Below are 18048 nucleotides of genomic sequence, written 5' to 3'. Positions count from 1 at the left end.
CGATAGTTGCCGTCCCGCTGTCGCGGAGGCCAAGAAGACCTACGCGCAGTCGAACGGTTGTTATTACTGTGCAAATGCCTGCAATACAGGTTAGGTACCTTCTGGATGCCCGGATCAAGTCCGGGCATGACAGTTTCGGAGTAAGGCGTTTTCCCTAAAGCGTCATGCCCCGCTTTATGCGGGGCATCCACGTCTTTCCGCCATCGGGCTCAAGACGTGGATGGCCCGAACAAGTCGGGCCATGACGATAGAGGGGAGGCATTGCCCCTCATGCCGCCTTGCGCAGTTTCATTTCCACGCGGAAGCCGGCGCGGGTGCCGAGTTTCACCAGCATGTCCATGCTGAATTTCTCGATCCGGCCTTTCAGCAAATCGTTGAGGCGCGGCTGGGAGATGCCGAGCCGCTTTGCGGCGTCGGCCTGCGTCACGTCCCAGCTTTCCACGCGGTCGCGCAGCGCGATCATCAGATCGGCGCGGAGCCGCATGCTCGCCGCCTCCGCGTCGCTCGCAGCCAGCGCATGCGAGACGCTTTCATGCGCCTCCGGCGCGTCGGCCTTTTTGGGCGCTTTCTTTCCTGCCTGCCTGCTCATTTTGCTTTGTCCTTCCGCCGCCTTTGTTGCAGCGCCTTGAACCGCGCCGTCGCCAGATCGAGGTTCCGTTTCGGCGTTTTCCGCGTCTTCTTCTCGAAGGCGTGCAGCACGTAAACCGCCTCCTCGAATTTCGCGACATAGATGATGCGGAACCGGTCGCCGTCCTCGGCAATCCTGATTTCGCGCACCCCCGGATTTCGCGTTTTTTAGGCCGACAGTCTTCATCGGCTTCCAGTCATCCGGGTCGCGTCGGGGAAGGCGCGCAACTCGTCCAGCGCATCGCCCTCGAACCGGACCGGTTTCGTCATTTCTCCGCTCCCGCCCCCTCGTTCATTGAATTATATAAGTATTGATATAAACAGGGCAATAAGGATATTCCCCCCGGGGGTATAAAGCGCATCGGGGCGCCCGGGCATGACAGGTTCAGGACGGGGGAGGGGATAAAGATGTGGGTGGCCGGGTCGGGCCCGGCCATGGCGAAGGCGCGGAAGCGGGGATAAGTCCGTTGCGCGCGGGGCGTCCGGTCCTCATCGGGGCAAGGTTCGAACCTTGCGCTCAATCTTGCCCGAACCTCTCCCCAATCTCGCTTTTCTCTTGCGCAATCTCACTCGGGCTCACGCGCAATCTCACCCGAACCTCATCCCAACCTCACGCGCGGAAGGCGGCCAGCAGGCTTTCGTCGGGCAGGCCGAAGCCGAGGTCGAAGATTGTCGCATCGTCGATCCGGTCGGTCATGCGTTCCAGGCCGATGATGTGCTCGGCCACTTCCGGGTCGCGCGACCAGTGGCAGATCACGCGGGGCGGTTCGTTTTCCGGCGCGCGCAAGGGCAGGATCACCACCTCCATCCGGCCCGAATGGCCGCCCCGGTAGTGGTTCATGAAATGCGCCATGATGCCGATTTTCAGGCTCACCACGCTCTGGAAGGCGAAGGCCAGCATCTCGGCGAATTCCGATTTCACCATGTCCTGCAAGGACTTGCCGGTCGGCTCCAGGCCGGTGCGTTCCATCACCCGCGTGCCGGTGAGCCGGTAGCGCACCGTGCCGTCCTCCAGCACTTCGAAGATGATGAGGTCGGGCAGCAACTCCTTGATTTTTCCGGGGTTTACCTGCCGCGCATGGGGGATTTCGCCCTCCTGGCGCAGCGACTGCCAATAGGAAAGAAAGTCGCGCGAATGGCCGATCTCGAAGGAGAGGTCGGCCATGTTGTCGCATAGGGTAATGGGCAGTTTGGGGGCAGACGCAGGCGATTGGGCCATTAGCGAGTGCGGCTCCGTGAGAAATGAACGCGGGGACAATAATCGGCGCCATAATGGATGCGAGTTGGAGATTTGCCAAGTCGCGTTAACTATAAAAAGCCTGATATTTCGGGTTTTTACGACTATTCACGCAAAAGGCCGCCATCCCGAGGGAAGGGATGGCGGCAGGTGCGAGGATCATGTCTCGAAAGTCAGGGATCGAGAGATGACGACTGAGGAGGTCCGCCCACCGGGGGGGATTTGGGGGCTCGCCCCCTCAGTCGCGGGATCCGCCCGGGACCATGCCCAGGGCGAATATCGAGGCGGCCACCGCGCCGATGGCCGGAAACAGGGGAAGCGCGTCGAAGGCTTGCGCGAAACTGGTGGCGGGCGAGAGCAGCAGCATGGCGGCGCAGAAGCACAGGCCCACCCACACGCCGAACAGGGCGCCCATGCCGGTCCAGGCGGCGAAGCGGGCCAGCGCGCGCATGTCCAGGCCCTTTTCCGCCGCCCAGTTCCCGCTCATCGCGGCAAGGGCGTCCTGCGGGGCTTCGCTCACATGCCAGGCCCGCGCCATGCGGGCATTCGGGGCGCGGGTCCGCCCGGCCGGGGTGTAACGGGTCCGGTCGGCCGGGGTCCGGTCGACGAGGCTCCGCTCGGCAAGGCGGGCGCTGACGTGATCTGCGAAGCTGTCCATTTGCTCACTCCCTCCAAATGGCGAGGCTCCCGGGAACCTCTTTTGCATCCCCTCCGTGGAGGGGGCGGGAAGCGGCTGTCTCAAGTCTCCGTCCCCTCGGTGGAGACGTTCGGTCCGGCCGCTTCCGACACCCAAAGCGTACCGGCGGGCCCGTGTTACTCAACGCGACTTGCGTGGAGATGTGTGGGGTCGGTCAGGGTTTGTAATGTTTTGTGTGAGTCATTTTGAAAGCGAAACAAACCCTGCCGGAGCGTCCGGAAAACCCGCGGAAATCAGCGGTTTTCATACTCCGGTCGCCGCTTCTGGAGGAAGGCCGTCACCCCTTCCTTCATGTCGTTCGTCTGCGCGCAGAGGATCTGGTTGCGGTCTTCCATGGCGATGGCGGCTTCCAGCGAGCCTGCGTCGACGGACATGTTGAGGCATTCCTTGGTGAGGCGAAGCCCCAGCGGCGAGGTCGTCAGCATTTCCTCGATATAGGGCGCGGCCGCCTCGGCCAGTTTCTCGTCCGGCACCACTTCGGAAACGAGGCCCACCCGTTCGGCGCGCGCCGCCTCGATGAAGCGGCCCGTCATCATCAGTTCGGCGGCGACCGACGTGCCGACGAGGCGCGGCAGGAAATAGCTCACGCCGATATCGCAGGCCGACAGCCCGATGCGGATGAAGGCGGCGTTCATCCGCGCGCTTGTTCCTGCGATGCGGATGTCGCTGGCCAGCGCCAGCGCGAAGCCGCCGCCGCAGGCGGGACCGTGGATCAGGCTGACGATCGCCTGCGGGCAGCGGCGCATGCGCATCACGATCTCGCTGATCGAGCGCTGCTTGGCGAGGCCGGCCTGGGGCGAGGCGCCGCTTTCGTCCGCCGCGTTGCCGCCGCCCTCATTGGAGCGTTCCTTGAGGTCGAGGCCTGCGCAGAACGCGCGCCCTGCGCCGCGCAAGACGACGATGCGCACCGAATGGTCGGTATAGAGCCCGCCGAAATAGTCGCTCAGTTCCGCCACCAGCGTGGCGTTCATGGCGTTGAGCGCGTCCGGGCGGTTCATCGTCACCCAGTCGACGGCGCCGTCCTTTTCGATTTTCAGCGTCTGGTAGTCGGTCATGTTTCCTCCCTGGCTCTCGCCGTTTTTCATTCTGAATGAGGCGAGCCTACAGGGGGATAAGGTCTTGAAAAGCCATTCGTGACGGCGCGCGCGCAACGCCTTGCGCCCGCTGCGTCAGGCAGGTTGGGCAGGCATCGGACATTCATTACCTCCCCCGCCTGCGGGGGAGGTCGGCTGTTCAAACCCGGAGGGTTTGGGCGGACGGGTGGGGGAAAGCAGCGTCTCCACAGATGCGGGCGCCGGCTTTTGTCGCTCACCCCCACCCAACCCTCCCCCTCGGGAGGGGGAGGGCCAGCACTACCCGAGGGCCGGGTGGGGGCGGTCAGTCGAGGGCCGCTTCCATTTCCTGGTGGATGGCGAGCGGCAGGTCGAGCCAGCGCAGCGCCGCAAGGCCGCCCGGTTCCACCCGCAGCAGCTCCGCCGCGAAGGGCAGGCGGCGCGTATCGGCACGCCAGAAAAGCCGGCCGGAGACGATCTGCCCCGGTTCGGCGGCGGCGGAAAAACCCCGGATCGCGGCCCCGCTCAGCGACCAGTCCCGCGCGATATGTTCGTAGCCGTCGATTTCGAGCATCAGCACGGGGCGCGCCGCGCGCGTCTGCCCCCGGCGTTCATGGGGATCGCGATGTGTGTCCAGCCCCGCGCGCAGCGTGGCGAGGAAGCGTCCCAGCATGGTCATGATCCTCTGTCGGGCCTCCGGCCTTGTCGCGGGACCGGTTATAGGGCGGCGGGGTTGAGGAATGCTGAAGCTCCCGCTCCCCGCGTCGTCCCGCGCCGGGACCGGACTATACGCCGGGGCCGGGCCGCGGGCGAGTTGTCCTCCGGTCGCAGGCGGCGGTGCGCGCATGCTTCCATGGCGTGACAGCTTCCCGTGCATTGGGTATAGGACACCCCTCATCCATTTCGCAGCGCGAGGGGCTCATGGGCGGAGCAGCAGAGGTTACACCGATCCTGATCGAGGTCGGCCCGGGGGAGCTGATCGACAAGATCACCATTCTCCGGATCAAGTCGGAGCGGATGAGCGATGCGGCCAAACTCGTCAATGTGCGTCACGAGCTTCAGGTGCTGGACCGGGCGCGCTCGGAAAACCTCAAGGAAAGCGCCGAGCTCAAGCGTCTGGAGGGCGAACTCAAAGCGGTCAACGAGGCGCTCTGGGACATTGAGGACGATATCCGCCAATGCGAGGCGGACAAGGATTTCGGCGAGAAGTTCGTCGGGCTCGCCCGCGCGGTCTACAAGACCAACGACAAGCGCGCCGCCATCAAGAAGGAAATCAACCTTCTGACCGGTTCGGCGATCGTCGAGGAAAAGTCCTACACCGAATTCGACTGAGGCTTCAGCCGTTTCATCATCTCCGCATGCACCCGTTCCACGGGCAGCGCGGCGAGATCCGCCACCTCGATCACCCCGAAATTCTCCCGGATGATCCCCGTCCGCTCGGCCGGCGAGTAGCTGCCGAAAAGCGCCAGGCCTTGCGTGCCGAGATGCGCGGCCATGTGGCTCGGCCCGGTATCGTTGCCGACCACGAAGGCCGCGTTCTTCAGCACGCCCGCCAGCTCGAACCAGTTCAGCAGGCCCTTCACATCGGTGATGCGGATGCCGGGAATGGTTTTGGCCAGATCCATTTCGTCGGGGCCCGGCGCCATGGCGACGCACCAGCCTTCGCCGGTCAGTTTTTCGGCCAGCCTGTCGTAATGCGGCCAGCGTTTCTGCGGGTGGCGGGCGGAGCAGCCCGGCACGAGCACGATATAGGGCACCGTCACGCCGGCTTTGGCGAGCAGCTCTGTCACGTCGTCGGCGAGCCATGAAAGATCGGGATGCCGGCTCCATTTGATCGTTAGGCCCGCATCTTCGAGCTGTCCGGCGAGCCGGTCGAGCGTGCGGATCTTCTTCGGCTCCTTCGCCTTGTGCGGATGGCTGCATCCCGGCGCCGTGCCGGACCAGGGCGTGCCTTTCAGCATCCAGCGATAATAGAAGGCCGTGCGTTTCGAATTCTGCAGGTCGTAGACCATGTCGAAATGTCCGGCGCGCAACCGGCTACGCAGTGCGATCATCCGGTCCAGCCGCCAGCGCGGGTCGCGCCCGTCGATCGTCACATGGTCCACCCAGGGGCAGCGCCCCATGATCGCGCGGAACGCCGGCGTCGTCAGCAGTGTGATCTCGGCCTGCGGATGGTTTTCGCGGATGTCGCGCAGCGCGCCCTCGGCCTGCATGATGTCGCCGAAAGCGCCGTGTTTGATGATGAGAATGCGTGATGTCATGAGCCGGAGCGCCGCGGGAGGGTGAGTGCGCGCGGAGGATGTCATAGCCCGGCGGGAATTGGAACGTCGCAAAAGGCGTGAAGGCCTGGGGGTACGCGGAGGCGGACGCTAGATCCTGCCGCCCGCCCAGATCGCGCGGCCGAGGATATTCAGCGTCGAGGCGGCTTCGGCGTTGAAGCTCTCCGCCGGTCCGGCGGCCGGATTGTCCGATGAAACCAGGACGCTGCCGTCGAGTTTCATTTGCAGCCGGCGGATGGCGAGCATGTCCTGCACGCGGAAGGCGTAGATGCCGTCGCCGCGCAGGCGGGGCCGGGATGTGTCGACCAGCAGCAGATCGCCGTCGCGAAGCGCCGGTTCCATCGCCTCGCCTTCCATTTCCACGGTCAGCAGGCTTTCCGGATCGGTGCCGAATGCCGTCCGCAGCCAGTCCCGTTTGAAGGCCAGGGCGCCGTCGAGCGAGAGGTCGTCGATGCGCATGCCGTCTTCGGTCGTCCGGCTGCGCAAACGCGGAATGCGGACGAAACCGCCGCCGCCTATTTCGTCGTCGGCCAGGCGCGAGGGGGGAAGGTCCGAAAAGCCGTCCGCCGTCGCATTGCGCCTGTGCAGCATCGACCCTTCGCCGGTGAGCAGCCAATGCGTGTCGATGCCGTCCGCGGCGAGCCGAGCGAGGACGGAAGAGTTGGGCGGTTCGTTCGACAGTTCATAGCGCTGCCAGGTATTGCCCGCGATTCCCAGGCGAGCCGCCATGGCTTTTTGGGAGAGCCCGAAATGACTCCGCAGGGCGGTAAGGCGATCGGTTATGGACATCTGCTCACGGTCTGCTCGGTAAACTTCTCCATCTATAGCCGTAACACCATCTCTATAGCGAGGAACCAAAGGTCCAGAACACTATTCCTTTCGGATGTGCCAAAAAAACAGGTTGTCATACCAAAATAATTTGGTTTAAATCGTGGGCACATAGCAGATAGACCATTTTTATTGGTCTGTCCGCGCGCATTTCGGGAGGACGAAGACGATGTCTGCCAATGGGAGAATCGACCGGTTTTCGCCGGATCTTCGGAAAGGGGCCGCGCGGCCGGAACACTCCGGCCAGCGGGATGGTGACCCCGGCAGGATTCGAACCTGCGACCCTCAGATTAGGAATCTGATGCTCTATCCTGCTGAGCTACGGGGCCGGTCAGCGGGGCGTCCGAACCTCGCGGTTCGGCCGAATCCGGCGCGCTTTCAAGCCTCGCGAAACCTAGATCAGAGCCCTTCGCATCGCAACGCGGAATGCACCGGGCGGGGCCGGGCCGGGTCCGGCGGCCCTTTCATTGCACTTCATCCCCAGACCGGCGTCCGGTCTTGCCATATCCGTCCCGTTTCCGCGCACCTGCGAAACGCCGCCGGCGGAATGGCATCGCTCGATATGCCTAAACCTTTGCTTATAGAGAGAAATCGGGATAGAGATTTAGTTATGCTCGCCATGGTTGAAATTGGTTGTACGATCCAATTCGATACACCTGATAGTTGTATTTTGCATCGGTCTTTCCCGCGCCCGGAAAGGCCGACGGTATGAGGATCGTCATTTCCGGCAGCCAGCCGGTTTACTGCGAGGGGCTGCATTCGATCGTCGCCCGCATGTATGCCGATGCGGAGATCATGCGCCGCGACATCGGGGATCTCCTGGAGAGCGAGAACCCGGACACCGCGGAGATTTTTCTTGTGGAGCTGTCCGCCGCGCAGCAACAGGACGGCAGCACCCTTCAGACATTGTGCGACAGGCTGCAGGGCAAGATCGTTGTCTTCGGCGAGCGCGATACGCCGTCCGCCATCCGGCAGGCCATGGCGATGCGGGTTGCGGGTTTCATTCCCAAGGCGGCGCCGATCAGCCTCGTCGAGAGTGCGCTGCGGCTGATTGAAATGGGCGGGCGGTACCTGCCCGATGCGCTGCTGCAGGAAGGGCCGGAAGGTTTTGCGGAAGATCCCGCTTCCTTCAGCGCCGGCAGTCACCAGAAGCTGACGCCGCGCCAGCGTGAAGTGCTGGTGGAGATCGGCAAGGGGCGGTCCAATCAGGAAATCGCTTCCCTGCTGGGCATATCGGTCGCTACGGTGAAGCTGCATGTCAACGCGATCCTTTCGGCGCTGGGCGTGCGCAACCGAACCGAGGCTGCCATTATCGCCCTGCGAACCGCGGATGACACTGACAAAGACTGAACGAGGTTTTATCCGCAAGTCCGGTCGGCGCTTGGCCGCCGGTTGTCGCGCGCTTCCCGTCGCCCTCTCCATCGCCCTTTCTGTTTCCATCCCGGTTTCCGTGTCCGGCGCGTGGGCCGCCGGTCTTTCCGGTGGCAACCCCGTGGAAGCGAGCGGATGCCCGTTCCGCGCCGCGGGCGAGGCGCGGGTCGTCGATGTCGTGGACGGCGATACCGTCGTGCTGGACGACGGCCGCCAGGCCCGGCTTGTCGGCATTCAGGCTCCCAAACTTCCGCTGGGGCGAAAGGGGTTCGTCGCCTGGCCGCTGGCCGATGAGGCGCGCGACCGGCTGGTGCGGCTGGCGGCGGGTAAGCGGGTGACGCTCTATCGTGGGGAGACGGGGCAGGACCGGCATGGAAGGGAGCTTGCCCAACTGGTCACACAGGAGGAAAAGCCCGTCTGGCTGCAGGCGGAGATGCTTCGTAGCGGTTTTGCGCGCGTCTACAGCTTCCCCGATAACCGGCTCTGTGTGGACAGGCTGCTGGCGCCGGAAAAGGAGGCGCGTGCGCGCCGCGCGGGCATCTGGGCGCTGCCTTTCTATGCGATCCGCGATGCCGCCCGGGTGGAGGAACTGGGCGGGCTCGTCGACAGTTTTCAGCTGGTTGAGGGAAAAGTGAAGAAAGCGGCGCTTGTCCGGGGGCGTCTCTACCTGAATTTCGGGGAGAGATATCAGACCGACTTCACGGTGACGGTGCCGCCGCGGCAGGTTAAACTCTTTGCCGATAGAGAGTGGGCGGATCTTCTCGCCGATCGCGACGGGGAGATGCCGGTGGTGGGAAAGCGCCTGCGCGTGCGAGGCTGGATCGATCGCTATAACGGGCCTGAGATCGTGGTCACGCATCCAGAGCAGGTGGAATTGCTGAGCGCTCCATGACGTTGTCGAAACCGGGAACCGGAAATACACCCGTGATCGTCCGCCGCTGGCGGTATTTGGCGGTCATCGGTGTCAGTCTGTTCGGCCTTGCGGGCTGCGCGGTCAATTCATCGACGGGCTCGATGCAATTCGTGCCGCTCATGTCGGAGGCGGAAGAAGCGCGTGTCGGGGCGGAAACGCACCCCAAGATCGTTCAGGCCTATGGCGGCGTTTACGACAATGATGCGCTGGGCGGCTACGTCGCCGGCGTCGTCGCGCGCATCGCCGCTTCGTCGAACAAGAGCGTCCGATACCGCACCACGGTTCTGGACAGCGATGTCGTCAACGCTTTCGCGCTTCCGGGCGGATATGTCTATGTAACGCGCGGGCTGCTGGCGCTCGTCAATGACGAGGCGGAGCTTGCCGGCGTGCTGGGGCATGAGATCGGCCATGTCGATGCCCGGCACAGCGCGCAGCGGCAGACGGCGGCTGTCGGGACATCGCTTCTGGGCGCCGTTGTTGGGGCCGTGGTGGGCAATGATGTGGTGAGCCAGGTCCTGGGGATCGGGCAGAAAGGCTTCCTCGCCAGCTATTCGCGGGACCAGGAATATGAAGCCGACAAGCTCGGCGTCCAGACGCTGGCGCGAAGCGGGTACGACCCTTCCGCCCAGGCGGATTTCCTGCAAAGCATGGATGCGGAAATGAAGCTCCAGGCGCGTCTGGTCGGGGCGCAATCCGGCGGCGGCACGAACTGGTTTGCCAGCCATCCGCCGACGCCGGACCGGGTCCGCGCCGCGCGCGCCGAAGCCCGGGCCACCGGCATCGCACCGGGCAGCGGGCGCCGGAACCGGGAGGGCTATCTCCGCCATATCGATGGAATGATCTATGGCGACAGCCCCGCGCAGGGAATTGTCGACGGCAACAGCTTCGTTCATCCGGAGCTGCGCTTCTCGTTCTCGGTGCCGCGGGGCTTCCGGATCGCGAATTCTTCCCAGGCCGTGATGGTGACGGGGCCTGAAAAGACGATTGCGAAATTCGACGGCGCCGACAAGCCGGCGGGGCAGGCGGTCGCTTCCTATCTGGCGAATAGCTGGGCGCGGAATGTGCGGATCGGCAATCTGAGCCGCTTCAAGCTCAACGGTATGAATGCGGCGAGCGCGCTTGCCCGCGTCAATAATTACAATGCCCGGCTCGTGGTGATCGAATACTCGCCGACGCGGGTCTATCGCTTCCTGCTCGGCACGCTGCCGCAGGTCGGCGGACGGTACGACAAGGCGCTGCAAAGCGTGGTCGAGAGTTTTCACCGGATCAGCAAGGCGCAGGCCGCCCGCGTGAAGCCCCGGCGCGTGAAGATCGTGAAAGTGCGCTCCGGCCAGTCGGTCGCGTCTCTTGCCGGGCGGATGGCGTTTTCGTCCTATCGCGAGCAGCGCTTCAGGGTGCTGAACGGTCTCGGCGCGACACAGGCACTGCGCGCCGGCGACCGTGTGAAGATCGTCACCCGGTAAAGTCCGTGCGATCCGCGACGCCTGCCGAGGGCAGGTTCGCCAGCAAGGCCTCGCGCATCTTGTCGATGGCGCGATGTTCGATCTGCCGGACGCGCTCCTTCGACAGGCCGAGGCGGTGCCCAAGCGTTTCGAGCGTTGCGGTGTCTTCCCGTAGCCTGCGTTCGCGGACGATCAGGCGTTCTCTCTCGCTCAGCGCTTCCATCGCTTCCTCGATCCATTCGGACCGGCGGCGGCTGTCGCGGGTCTCCATCACGGTTTCTTCGGGCAGCGCGCGCTCGCAGGCGAGGATATCCTGCCATTCAAGCGAGCCGTCTTCGGCGTCCGCCTCCCGCATCGGGGCATTCAGCGACCTGTCGCCGGCATAAAGGCGCGCCTGCATAACCTCGACATCCTCCACGCCCACGCCGAGCTTTTCGGCAATGAAGATTCGCTCGTCCTCGGAGAGGTTTTCGCGCGCGCCGTTGTCGATCATCGCGCGCAGGCGGCGCAGATTGAAGAAAAGCGATTTATGCGCGGCCGTCGTGCCGGTGCGAACGATGGACCAGTTGCGTAAGACGTAGTCCTGGATGGCGGCCCTGATCCACCAGCGCGCATAAGTGGAAAAGCGCACGCCCCGTTCGGGCTCGAAACGGGCGGCCGCCTGCATCAATCCGACATTGCCCTCCTGAACGAGGTCGGCATGGGGCAGGCCGTAATTGCGGAATTTCGTCGCAAGGGAGATGACGAGCCGCATATAGGCGCCGGTGAGTTCGTGAAGGGCTTTCTCGTCGCGGTCGTCTTTCCAGCGGCGGGCGAGTTCGAATTCGCGGTCGGGCTCCAGCAGGGGCACGCTCATGGCGTGCTTCGTGAAACGACGATTGGCGCTCTGGCTGTCGCCGGTTTCCTGATGCGTCATGCGAGCCTCTCCTGCCTTGGCCGGGGAATTCTCAAGGGTGACGAGCGCAGGGCGAACGCCGTTCCCGGTCCTGATACGGCCGGGAAGGTCATTCGGATCAGCCGGTTGTCGAGGGCAGCGGGCGAGAGGGGGGGGCAGGCGAGCGGACACAAAAAAGGCCCGGCGCTGGCCGGGCCTTTCAAGATCGGCGTTTTTCAGCGGTTCAGGCCGCTTCGCTTTCTTCCTCGGATTTGGAGGAGGTCTTGTTGTCGCCCTGCAGGGCCTTCTCGACCTTCTCGATCGCCACATCCTCGCCGACGCGTTCCACGGCGGCGACCTCGCGGGCCATCCGATCGAGCGCGGCTTCGTAAAGCTGGCGTTCCGAATAGGACTGTTCCGGCTGGCGCTCGGAGCGATAGAGGTCGCGGACCACCTCGGCAATGGAGATCAGATCGCCGGAGTTGATTTTGGCCTCGTATTCCTGCGCACGGCGGCTCCACATGGTGCGCTTGATGCGGGCGCGGCCCCGAAGCGTCTCGATAGCGGAATCGACCACTTTGGAGTCCGACAGTTTGCGCATGCCCACGGCCGTCGCCTTATTGGTCGGAACGCGCAGCACCATCTTTTCCTTGTCGAAATTGATCACGAACAGCTCCAGCCTATGGCCGGCCACTTCCTGCTCTTCGATTTCCAGTATCTGTCCGACGCCATGCGCGGGGTAGACCACGAATTCCTTGGCCTTGAAGTTCGGCTTCTCCACTTTCGCGGCGGGGGCCTTGGCAGGCTCCTTCGTCTTCGCGGTTTCCTTCGGCTTCACGGCCTCTTTTGGCTTGGCGGCCTCTTTCGACTTGGCCGCTTCCTTCGGCTTGGCCGCCGCTTTGGCCGCGGCGGACTTTTCGTTGGCCTTCTGCACGGCGTCTTTCAGCTTGCTGCTGTTGGCCGATTTCGTCGCGGTGGTTTTGGCGCCCGTGGCCTTGGTCGCGGATTTGGCAGCGGTCTTCTTGGCGGTCGCCGCCTTTGCGGCGGGCTTGGCCGTCTTGCTCGTCGCGGCCTTCTTGGCCGGGGAGGCCTTGGCCGCAGCCGGTTTGGCCGTCGCGGACTTGGTCGCGGTCGATTTGGCGGCGGCGGGCTTGGCGGACGGCTTCTTGGCGGCGCTCGCCTTCGGAGCCGTCTTCTTCGCGGCGGGCTTCGCCGCGGGGGCGGCCTTGGTCGCCTTGGTCTTGGCGGTCGCCGCTTTGGCCGACGCCGCCCTGGCCTTGGGCTTCGAGGCGGGTTTGGCCGCTTTCGCCTTGGTCGTCTTGACCGTCCGGGACGCTGCCGGTTTGGCCCGTCCGGCCGAGGCCTTGGAGGTGGTCTTCGAAGCCTTCTTGGTATTCGTCGCCATCGATTTTTCCTTCATTGGCCGGAGCCTCCGGCGGAACCCGTCCGCCGTCCGGTCCGGACCATCATTCCGGTCTGTCGCCAGGCCATGCCTTCGGTAATGCCGACTTCCTGTGCACCCGCCATCCGGTCGGGATCCCGCCAACACTTAACTCACGGAATTGGAGAAGCGGCTCTGCCTTGCTCAATAATCTCCAGAAATCCCAAACGGAGTCTTGACCGATCTGCCGACAACAGGGGCTGCTGACCCATAGCCGCGCCTTAACGGCGGGGCCTCTTTCAGCGAACGAGGCGGATGTCCGAAACGAGGTTCCGGCCAAGCGCTTTTCCTGCGGGATCGTCGGTCGATTCGGCTGAAATTTCCGTTTCAGTCGACCGACAAGGCCCGCTCCGCTTCAGGGACGCCTGTCAGGACAGGCGAAAGGCGAAGCGCTGCAAGCTCCGCCTTTGAGGGTAAACAGCCTCTATGCTCGGTTCGCGTCAGTGTTAACTGCGCGGGATTCCTTCATTGCTTTATCTATAGCATGAAAAGCGTGAAATTGAAAGATATCCCCGGCAAAAACGCAGTTAACACAGTGGGATAGGCGGAATTTCGGCGTTTTTGCGTCGTGAACGGACGATTCGTGGCCGGCGGAAACAAAAGAGGCGGCCCGTTCCGGCCGCCCCCTTATCGTAGAACCGATTATCTATCCCGCGTTCGGCTCAATCCCCTTCGCCGGGTTCGGCGCTGAAGAACTTCTCGAACTTGTTGTCGACCCCGGACATCTCGTCGGCATCTTCGGGCGCATCCCGCTTGATGGTGATGTTGGGCCATTTGGAGGCGTATTCGGTATTGAGCTCCAGCCATTTCTCCAGGCCCGGCTCGGTATCCGGCTTGATGGCCTCGGCGGGGCATTCCGGCTCGCACACGCCGCAATCGATGCATTCATCGGGGTGGATGACCAGCATGTTCTCACCCTCGTAGAAGCAGTCCACCGGGCAGACTTCCACGCAATCCATGTATTTGCAGCGAATGCATGCCTCAGTCACGATATAGGTCATCGCACACTCCAAATCGCAGATACCGCCCCTTTGGCGGCGATCTGTACGGTCGTCCGGCGGGGGCATCCATGCCCGGGCCGCTTCAATTCCTCGATCCCGGCGTCAGCTCAGGCCGAGCCGTGCCAGAACGCGCTGCCGGGCCTGGCCCGATGCGCGGTCGGGAACGTATATCAGCCCCGCGACGCGCCGCAACAAATTGGCTTCGTAGTCGTCGAGTACGCCGTCGGCATACACCACTTCCCACATTTTTTCGATCAGGCCTATGCGTTCTTCCTCGTCATAGGCCCGCTTGATGGTCTGCACCCAGCGGTGGAGATCCATGGTCTCGGTTTCAGCGTTTTCCGCCTCGCCGATCAGCTGATCAAGCTCATCTTCCTCCAGCGAAAAGGACTGGAGCGCAATCCGGCGAATGGCCGCACGCTCCTCCTCGCCGAACTCCGCGTCCGTCGTCGCCGCCCGGATCAGCAGGGCGACGACGGCAATCTGCAAATCGTCCGGCCTGTCGTCGGTCTCGTCCGGCGCGCCCTGGAGGAAGGATTTGAGTTTGTCGATCATTCGTTTTGTCCATACACGAGTGGTGAGACCTCTTCAACCACGGATAAAAAATGGAGAATTATTTCTCCGTCTCCGAGCCGCCCGGTTTCAGCCGGTCGGTTGCCCGGCGTTCCTTTTTGGTCGGGCGTCCGGCGCCGGGTGCCCGGGGCGCTGTCTGCGAAGGGGAAGTTGGCCGGGCGGCGGTTTCGCCGGATTCGGGCGCGGCGCGGCGTTCGGGCGGCGGGTCGAGGTCGTCATAGAGTTCTCTTGCTTCGGGCGCGGGGCCGCGCCGCGTTCCAAGCCCCCTTATCCGTATGACACGGATATGCGCTCCCAAGGGGAAAGTAAGCACATCGCCCGGTCTTACAAGCCGGCTCGGCCGCGATATGCGCTCGCCATTGACGCGCATCCTGCCGCTTCGGACCTGCGTCGCGGCAATATTACGGGTTTTGGCAAAGCGCGCGTACCACAGCCATCGATCGACCCTCTGCCCTGCGTCGTGGAGCCCGGCTTCCCGGGATCCGTCTTGCGAAGATGGGCCGTCCTTGTCGCGCGATGAGGACATCTGCCGGGTGTCAGTTCTGCTTCTGGCGGTCCTTCAGAACGGCAAGCGCCGCGAAGGGGCTGTCGGGATCGGGTGCTTTTTCCCGTTCCGGCTTTCCATGGCTGCGATTGTTGCGCGGCTTTTTGGGGCCGCCATCCTTGCGGGGCGGCTTGCCCGAACGGTTTTCCGCGTTCGCGTTCTTGTCGGCTCCTTTGGCGCGACGGCGGCGAGGCTGCTGGTCGTCGTCGCGGCGGCGCTGCGGTTTGCCGCCCTGATGCCGCCTTTGGGGGCGCCAGATTTCGAGTTCGGCCGTTTCGGTCTCTCCGGATGCCGTCTCCGCCGCCTGTGCCTCGGGTGTAGCCTCCGGCGTTTCGGCGGATGGGGTTTCGGCAGGAATAGCGTCGCCGGACGGCGCGGCGTCGGCCGGTGCGTCCGGCGCGGGTGTTTCGGCTGCTTCCGTGGGCGCTTCGGGGGTTTCCGCGGGCGCCTCCGGCGTTTCCGCTGGCGCTTCTTGCGTCTCCGGCAGGGTCTCTGCGGCGGGGGCCGGGCTTGCGGCGGTCTCGCTTGTTTCGGCGGTCGGGGTTATCGGGGAAGGTGCCGCCGGTGCCGCGTCGGATGTGGTCTCCGTTTGCTCGCCGGTTGCCGGTTGAGCCGGCGCGGCTTCTTCTTTCGGCAGCTTCACCTTTTCCATTTGCGATCGATAGCCCAGACCGCGCAGCAGGCTGGCGAATTCCTCACCCGAGCAGCCGACCAGCGACATCATGTCGGGATTGACCACGAAGCCGCCATTGTAGCGGCGTTCGGCAATCACCGGCCGGATGAGGTCCGCCAGGCGCTCCAGCATGTCGACGCGCACCGCCCGTTCGCCGCAGACGCGGAAGCCCAGCACATCGTAAAAGCCGTCTGGCGCCGTCTTGTCCGCCGGGACGGAGGTGAGCCCGGGCGTAGGCGGGGCGGGCAGGTCGGCGAAGGGATCCTCGACCTCCTTGCGGGCCAGCGCCCAAAGCGTAAGCAACAGCCGGGCGGGCGCCGGTTTCAGCAAGGCGGGCATGAAAATCGTATAGGCGCCGAAACGCACGCCATGCTTGCGCAATTGTCCGCGCGCGGTCTGATCGAGGGCGCGGATATCTTCCGACACGGCCTCGCGGCGCAGCGATCCGAAATTCTCGACCAGCCTGTAGGCGACCCCGCGGGCAAGTCCTTCGACGTCTTCGGCATCCCGCATGCCCGTGAGCGGCGCAAGGGTCTGGTTGATATGCATGCGCGTCCAGGCCTGAAGCCGGGTTTGCAGGTTTTCCCGGGGCGGTCCGGTCAGTTCGTCGCCTGCGATCAACTCCACGCGGGGCAGGAGCGGATCGTCGGCGGCGTGAAGGCTGGCGACCGGCTGGCCCTCCCAGATGATCCTTCCGTGTTCTGAGAGATGGATATCGGCATCGGGCGCCGCCGTGAGGCGCGCCGCGCGGGCATTGATCTCCAGTGCCAGCGCAGCATCGGAGGCGGCGCGCAGCGCCTTGCCGTGAACTCCCTCCGCCCTCGGGTCGGGTACGAAAACGAACCCCTGAAGGCGACCCACAAATTCGCCCTCGACCAGGACCTCACCGTCACTGTTAACCGCCGCCATTAAATCCTCTTTCTGGCGAAGCCGCTTCATCAACACGCTGGTGCGACGATCGATGAACCGCTGCGTCAGCCGCTCATGCAACGCATCCGAAAGCTTATCCTCTATCGTACGCGCGCGCTCCTGCCAATGCACAGGATCATGCAACCAGCCCGAGCGGTTGGATACATAGCTCCATGTGCGCATATGAGCCAGCCTTGCGGCCAGCGTGTCTATGTCGCCATCGGTGCGGTCCAGCCGGCTCAGCTGGGTGGAAAACCAGTCGTCCGGGATCCGTCCGTCCGCGTTCATCAGGTACAGATAGATCCTGGACAGAAGGGTCGCGTGCTCGCTGGCCATCGTCTTGCGGAAATCGGGAAGTTGCGCCACGTCCCAGAGCTTCCGGATGGCCTGCGGGCTGGACGCTGCGTTGCGCACCTCGTGGTCGCGGCTCATGCGCGTGAGCGCCTCGAGGTCGTCGGCCACCGGCGCGCGCGTCAGGCCGTGCTGGCGAGGCGGGACTTCGAGGCTGCGGATCAGCGCTTCCATGGAGGCGAAATCGAGATCGGGATTGCGCCACTGGAAGACCTGATCGGCGTCGAACTGGTGGTTCTCGATCCGCTCGATCGTGTCGTCGGGCAGGGGGGAGGCATCCGCCGTGACCCCGAAAGTGCCGTCATTCATGTAGCGCCCGGCGCGGCCCGCGATCTGGGCGAGTTCCGCCACTCTGAGCGGGCGGTGCTGTCGCCCGTCGAATTTCGCGGTAGAGGCGAAGGCCACATGGTCGACATCCATGTTGAGGCCCATGCCGATGGCGTCCGTGGCGACGAGGAAATCCACGTCGCCGGACTGGTAGAGCGCTACCTGGGCGTTGCGGGTGCGCGGGCTCAGGGCCCCCATCACCACCGCCGCGCCGCCGCGTTGGCGGCGGATGAGTTCGGCAATGGCGTAAACCTGATCGGCGGAAAAGGCGACGATGGCGCTGCGTCGCGGCAGGCGCGTCAGTTTCTTCGAGCCGGTCCAGGCCAGTTCGGAAAAGCGGGGCCTGTTGACGAAGCGGGTGCGCGGCAGGAGCCGGCCGATCAGGTGCCGCGCCGTATCCGAGCCCATCAGCATGGTTTCGTGGCGGCCCCGGCTACGCAACAGCCGGTCGGTGAAGGTGTGGCCGCGTTCGCGGTCGGCGGCGAGCTGGATTTCGTCGATGGCGACGAAATCGACCTCCCGGTCCTGCGGCATCGCTTCGACCGTGCAGATGAAATAGCGCGCCGTGGAGGGCGCGATCTTTTCCTCGCCGGTGATAAGGGCGACCTCGCGGGCGCCCTTGGCTTTCACGACCCTGTCATAGACTTCGCGCGCGAGCAGGCGGAGCGGCAGGCCGATCATGCCCGATTGATGCCCGAGCATGCGTTCGATCGCGAGATGGGTCTTGCCGGTATTGGTGGGGCCGAGAACCGCCGTGACGGACCGACGCGCCGCGATGGCGGCCCGTTCGGTTTGGTCAGCGGTGGAGATGGACGCGCTACTCATGATGCTGTCGGCACCATCTCATAAAACGGGGTGTGTGCAAGTCTCTTCGATCCCGCCGCTCCCGCAATGCCGGGCGCGGCGAGC

General features: G+C 64.2%; 18 protein-coding genes and 1 tRNA gene. 4 read left to right on the top strand and 15 right to left on the bottom strand.

Going from position 1 to position 18048, the window contains the following annotated elements; translation table 11 throughout:
- Positions 1-268 precede the first annotated feature (268 nt).
- The 6 genes from FHS78_RS13150 to FHS78_RS13125 all read right to left on the bottom strand — a co-directional run bounded on the left by FHS78_RS13150 (position 269) and on the right by FHS78_RS13125 (position 4292).
- Positions 269-589 (bottom strand): helix-turn-helix domain-containing protein, encoded by a 321-nt coding sequence (locus FHS78_RS13150; protein ID WP_167094831.1) that lies wholly within the window; start codon positions 587-589, stop codon positions 269-271.
- On the bottom strand, positions 586-777 hold the full coding sequence (locus tag FHS78_RS19425; RefSeq protein WP_343041980.1) for a type II toxin-antitoxin system RelE/ParE family toxin: 192 nt from the start codon (positions 775-777) through the stop codon (positions 586-588). Before FHS78_RS19425 ends, FHS78_RS13150 begins: the two co-directional genes overlap by 4 nt.
- Positions 778-1237: 460 nt before the next feature.
- On the bottom strand, positions 1238-1792 hold the full coding sequence (locus FHS78_RS13140) for a PAS domain-containing protein (RefSeq protein ID WP_167094830.1): 555 nt from the start codon (positions 1790-1792) through the stop codon (positions 1238-1240).
- A 310-nt stretch (positions 1793-2102) separates the two neighbouring features.
- The gene (locus FHS78_RS13135) at positions 2103-2522 is read right to left on the bottom strand and encodes a hypothetical protein (protein WP_167094829.1); all 420 of its coding nucleotides are present in this window, start codon (positions 2520-2522) and stop codon (positions 2103-2105) included.
- 272 nt (positions 2523-2794) lie between these two features.
- Positions 2795-3616, bottom strand: coding sequence for an enoyl-CoA hydratase/isomerase family protein (locus tag FHS78_RS13130; RefSeq protein ID WP_167094828.1), 822 nt, complete (start codon positions 3614-3616; stop codon positions 2795-2797).
- Positions 3617-3938: 322 nt separating this feature from the next.
- Positions 3939-4292: a hypothetical protein gene (locus FHS78_RS13125; RefSeq protein ID WP_167094827.1), complete on the bottom strand. Its 354-nt coding sequence runs from the start codon at positions 4290-4292 to the stop codon at positions 3939-3941.
- A gap of 242 nt (positions 4293-4534) precedes the next feature.
- Here FHS78_RS13125 and FHS78_RS13120 point away from each other — a divergent pair, with 242 nt between their 5' ends.
- The gene (locus tag FHS78_RS13120) at positions 4535-4945 is read left to right on the top strand and encodes a DUF6165 family protein (protein WP_167094826.1); all 411 of its coding nucleotides are present in this window, start codon (positions 4535-4537) and stop codon (positions 4943-4945) included.
- Here FHS78_RS13120 and FHS78_RS13115 read toward each other — a convergent pair.
- The 3 genes from FHS78_RS13115 to FHS78_RS13105 all read right to left on the bottom strand — a co-directional run bounded on the left by FHS78_RS13115 (position 4927) and on the right by FHS78_RS13105 (position 7049).
- Positions 4927-5874: a glycosyltransferase family 9 protein gene (locus FHS78_RS13115; protein ID WP_167094825.1), complete on the bottom strand. Its 948-nt coding sequence runs from the start codon at positions 5872-5874 to the stop codon at positions 4927-4929. The two genes, FHS78_RS13120 and FHS78_RS13115, sit on opposite strands and share 19 nt — an antisense overlap.
- Positions 5875-5982: 108 nt before the next feature.
- Positions 5983-6681, bottom strand: a complete 699-nt coding sequence (locus FHS78_RS13110; RefSeq protein ID WP_167094824.1) for a S24 family peptidase — start codon at positions 6679-6681, stop codon at positions 5983-5985.
- 291 nt (positions 6682-6972) lie between these two features.
- Positions 6973-7049 (bottom strand) — tRNA-Arg (locus FHS78_RS13105).
- A 445-nt stretch (positions 7050-7494) separates the two neighbouring features.
- Between FHS78_RS13105 and FHS78_RS13100 the strand changes: the two genes are divergently transcribed.
- From FHS78_RS13100 to FHS78_RS13090, 3 genes are read left to right on the top strand one after another with little or no spacing between them, the layout of a single operon-like run.
- Positions 7495-8070: a helix-turn-helix transcriptional regulator gene (locus FHS78_RS13100; RefSeq protein ID WP_167094823.1), complete on the top strand. Its 576-nt coding sequence runs from the start codon at positions 7495-7497 to the stop codon at positions 8068-8070.
- A gap of 31 nt (positions 8071-8101) precedes the next feature.
- Positions 8102-8983, top strand: a complete 882-nt coding sequence (locus FHS78_RS13095) for a thermonuclease family protein (RefSeq protein WP_167094822.1) — start codon at positions 8102-8104, stop codon at positions 8981-8983.
- Positions 8984-9015: 32 nt separating this feature from the next.
- Complete coding sequence (locus FHS78_RS13090; protein ID WP_167094821.1) at positions 9016-10467, top strand: M48 family metalloprotease; 1452 nt, start codon at positions 9016-9018, stop codon at positions 10465-10467.
- Here the strand turns inward: FHS78_RS13090 and FHS78_RS13085 are convergent.
- The 6 genes from FHS78_RS13085 to FHS78_RS13060 all read right to left on the bottom strand — a co-directional run bounded on the left by FHS78_RS13085 (position 10457) and on the right by FHS78_RS13060 (position 17964).
- Positions 10457-11362: an RNA polymerase factor sigma-32 gene (locus tag FHS78_RS13085; protein ID WP_167094820.1), complete on the bottom strand. Its 906-nt coding sequence runs from the start codon at positions 11360-11362 to the stop codon at positions 10457-10459. The genes FHS78_RS13090 and FHS78_RS13085 overlap by 11 nt on opposite strands.
- Before the next feature lie 202 nt (positions 11363-11564).
- Positions 11565-12725, bottom strand: a complete 1161-nt coding sequence (locus tag FHS78_RS13080) for a CarD family transcriptional regulator (protein ID WP_167094819.1) — start codon at positions 12723-12725, stop codon at positions 11565-11567.
- 698 nt (positions 12726-13423) lie between these two features.
- Positions 13424-13762 (bottom strand): ferredoxin FdxA, encoded by a 339-nt coding sequence (gene fdxA / locus FHS78_RS13075; RefSeq protein ID WP_167094818.1) that lies wholly within the window; start codon positions 13760-13762, stop codon positions 13424-13426.
- Between the two features lie 102 nt (positions 13763-13864).
- Positions 13865-14317, bottom strand: a complete 453-nt coding sequence (locus FHS78_RS13070; RefSeq protein ID WP_167094817.1) for a tellurite resistance TerB family protein — start codon at positions 14315-14317, stop codon at positions 13865-13867.
- A 58-nt stretch (positions 14318-14375) separates the two neighbouring features.
- Positions 14376-14861, bottom strand: coding sequence for an RNA-binding S4 domain-containing protein (locus tag FHS78_RS13065; RefSeq protein ID WP_167094816.1), 486 nt, complete (start codon positions 14859-14861; stop codon positions 14376-14378).
- Between the two features lie 10 nt (positions 14862-14871).
- Positions 14872-17964: a helicase-related protein gene (locus tag FHS78_RS13060; RefSeq protein ID WP_167094815.1), complete on the bottom strand. Its 3093-nt coding sequence runs from the start codon at positions 17962-17964 to the stop codon at positions 14872-14874.
- Positions 17965-18048: the final 84 nt, after the last annotated feature.

Origin of the sequence: Parvibaculum indicum (assembly GCF_011762095.1) — a bacterium.
GTDB classification, from domain to species: Bacteria; Pseudomonadota; Alphaproteobacteria; order Parvibaculales; family Parvibaculaceae; genus Parvibaculum; species Parvibaculum indicum.
The sequence above is the reverse complement of the archived record's forward strand: the minus strand, read 5'-3'. Positions and strand labels throughout refer to the sequence as shown.

Coding starts and splice junctions, on each gene's coding strand:
- FHS78_RS13125 (WP_167094827.1), bottom strand. CDS start 4,292: ATGACCATGCTGGGACGCTTCCTCGCCACGCTGCGCGCGGGGCTGGAC.
- FHS78_RS13110 (WP_167094824.1), bottom strand. CDS start 6,681: ATGTCCATAACCGATCGCCTTACCGCCCTGCGGAGTCATTTCGGGCTC.
- FHS78_RS13100 (WP_167094823.1), top strand. CDS start 7,495: ATGTATGCCGATGCGGAGATCATGCGCCGCGACATCGGGGATCTCCTG.
- FHS78_RS13150 (WP_167094831.1), bottom strand. CDS start 589: ATGAGCAGGCAGGCAGGAAAGAAAGCGCCCAAAAAGGCCGACGCGCCG.
- FHS78_RS13080 (WP_167094819.1), bottom strand. CDS start 12,725: ATGGCGACGAATACCAAGAAGGCTTCGAAGACCACCTCCAAGGCCTCG.
- FHS78_RS13070 (WP_167094817.1), bottom strand. CDS start 14,317: ATGATCGACAAACTCAAATCCTTCCTCCAGGGCGCGCCGGACGAGACC.
- FHS78_RS13085 (WP_167094820.1), bottom strand. CDS start 11,362: ATGACGCATCAGGAAACCGGCGACAGCCAGAGCGCCAATCGTCGTTTC.
- fdxA (WP_167094818.1), bottom strand. CDS start 13,762: ATGACCTATATCGTGACTGAGGCATGCATTCGCTGCAAATACATGGAT.
- FHS78_RS13140 (WP_167094830.1), bottom strand. CDS start 1,792: ATGGCCGACCTCTCCTTCGAGATCGGCCATTCGCGCGACTTTCTTTCC.
- FHS78_RS13065 (WP_167094816.1), bottom strand. CDS start 14,861: ATGTCCTCATCGCGCGACAAGGACGGCCCATCTTCGCAAGACGGATCC.
- FHS78_RS13120 (WP_167094826.1), top strand. CDS start 4,535: ATGGGCGGAGCAGCAGAGGTTACACCGATCCTGATCGAGGTCGGCCCG.
- FHS78_RS13060 (WP_167094815.1), bottom strand. CDS start 17,964: ATGAGTAGCGCGTCCATCTCCACCGCTGACCAAACCGAACGGGCCGCC.
- FHS78_RS13130 (WP_167094828.1), bottom strand. CDS start 3,616: ATGACCGACTACCAGACGCTGAAAATCGAAAAGGACGGCGCCGTCGAC.
- FHS78_RS13115 (WP_167094825.1), bottom strand. CDS start 5,874: ATGACATCACGCATTCTCATCATCAAACACGGCGCTTTCGGCGACATC.
- FHS78_RS13135 (WP_167094829.1), bottom strand. CDS start 2,522: ATGGACAGCTTCGCAGATCACGTCAGCGCCCGCCTTGCCGAGCGGAGC.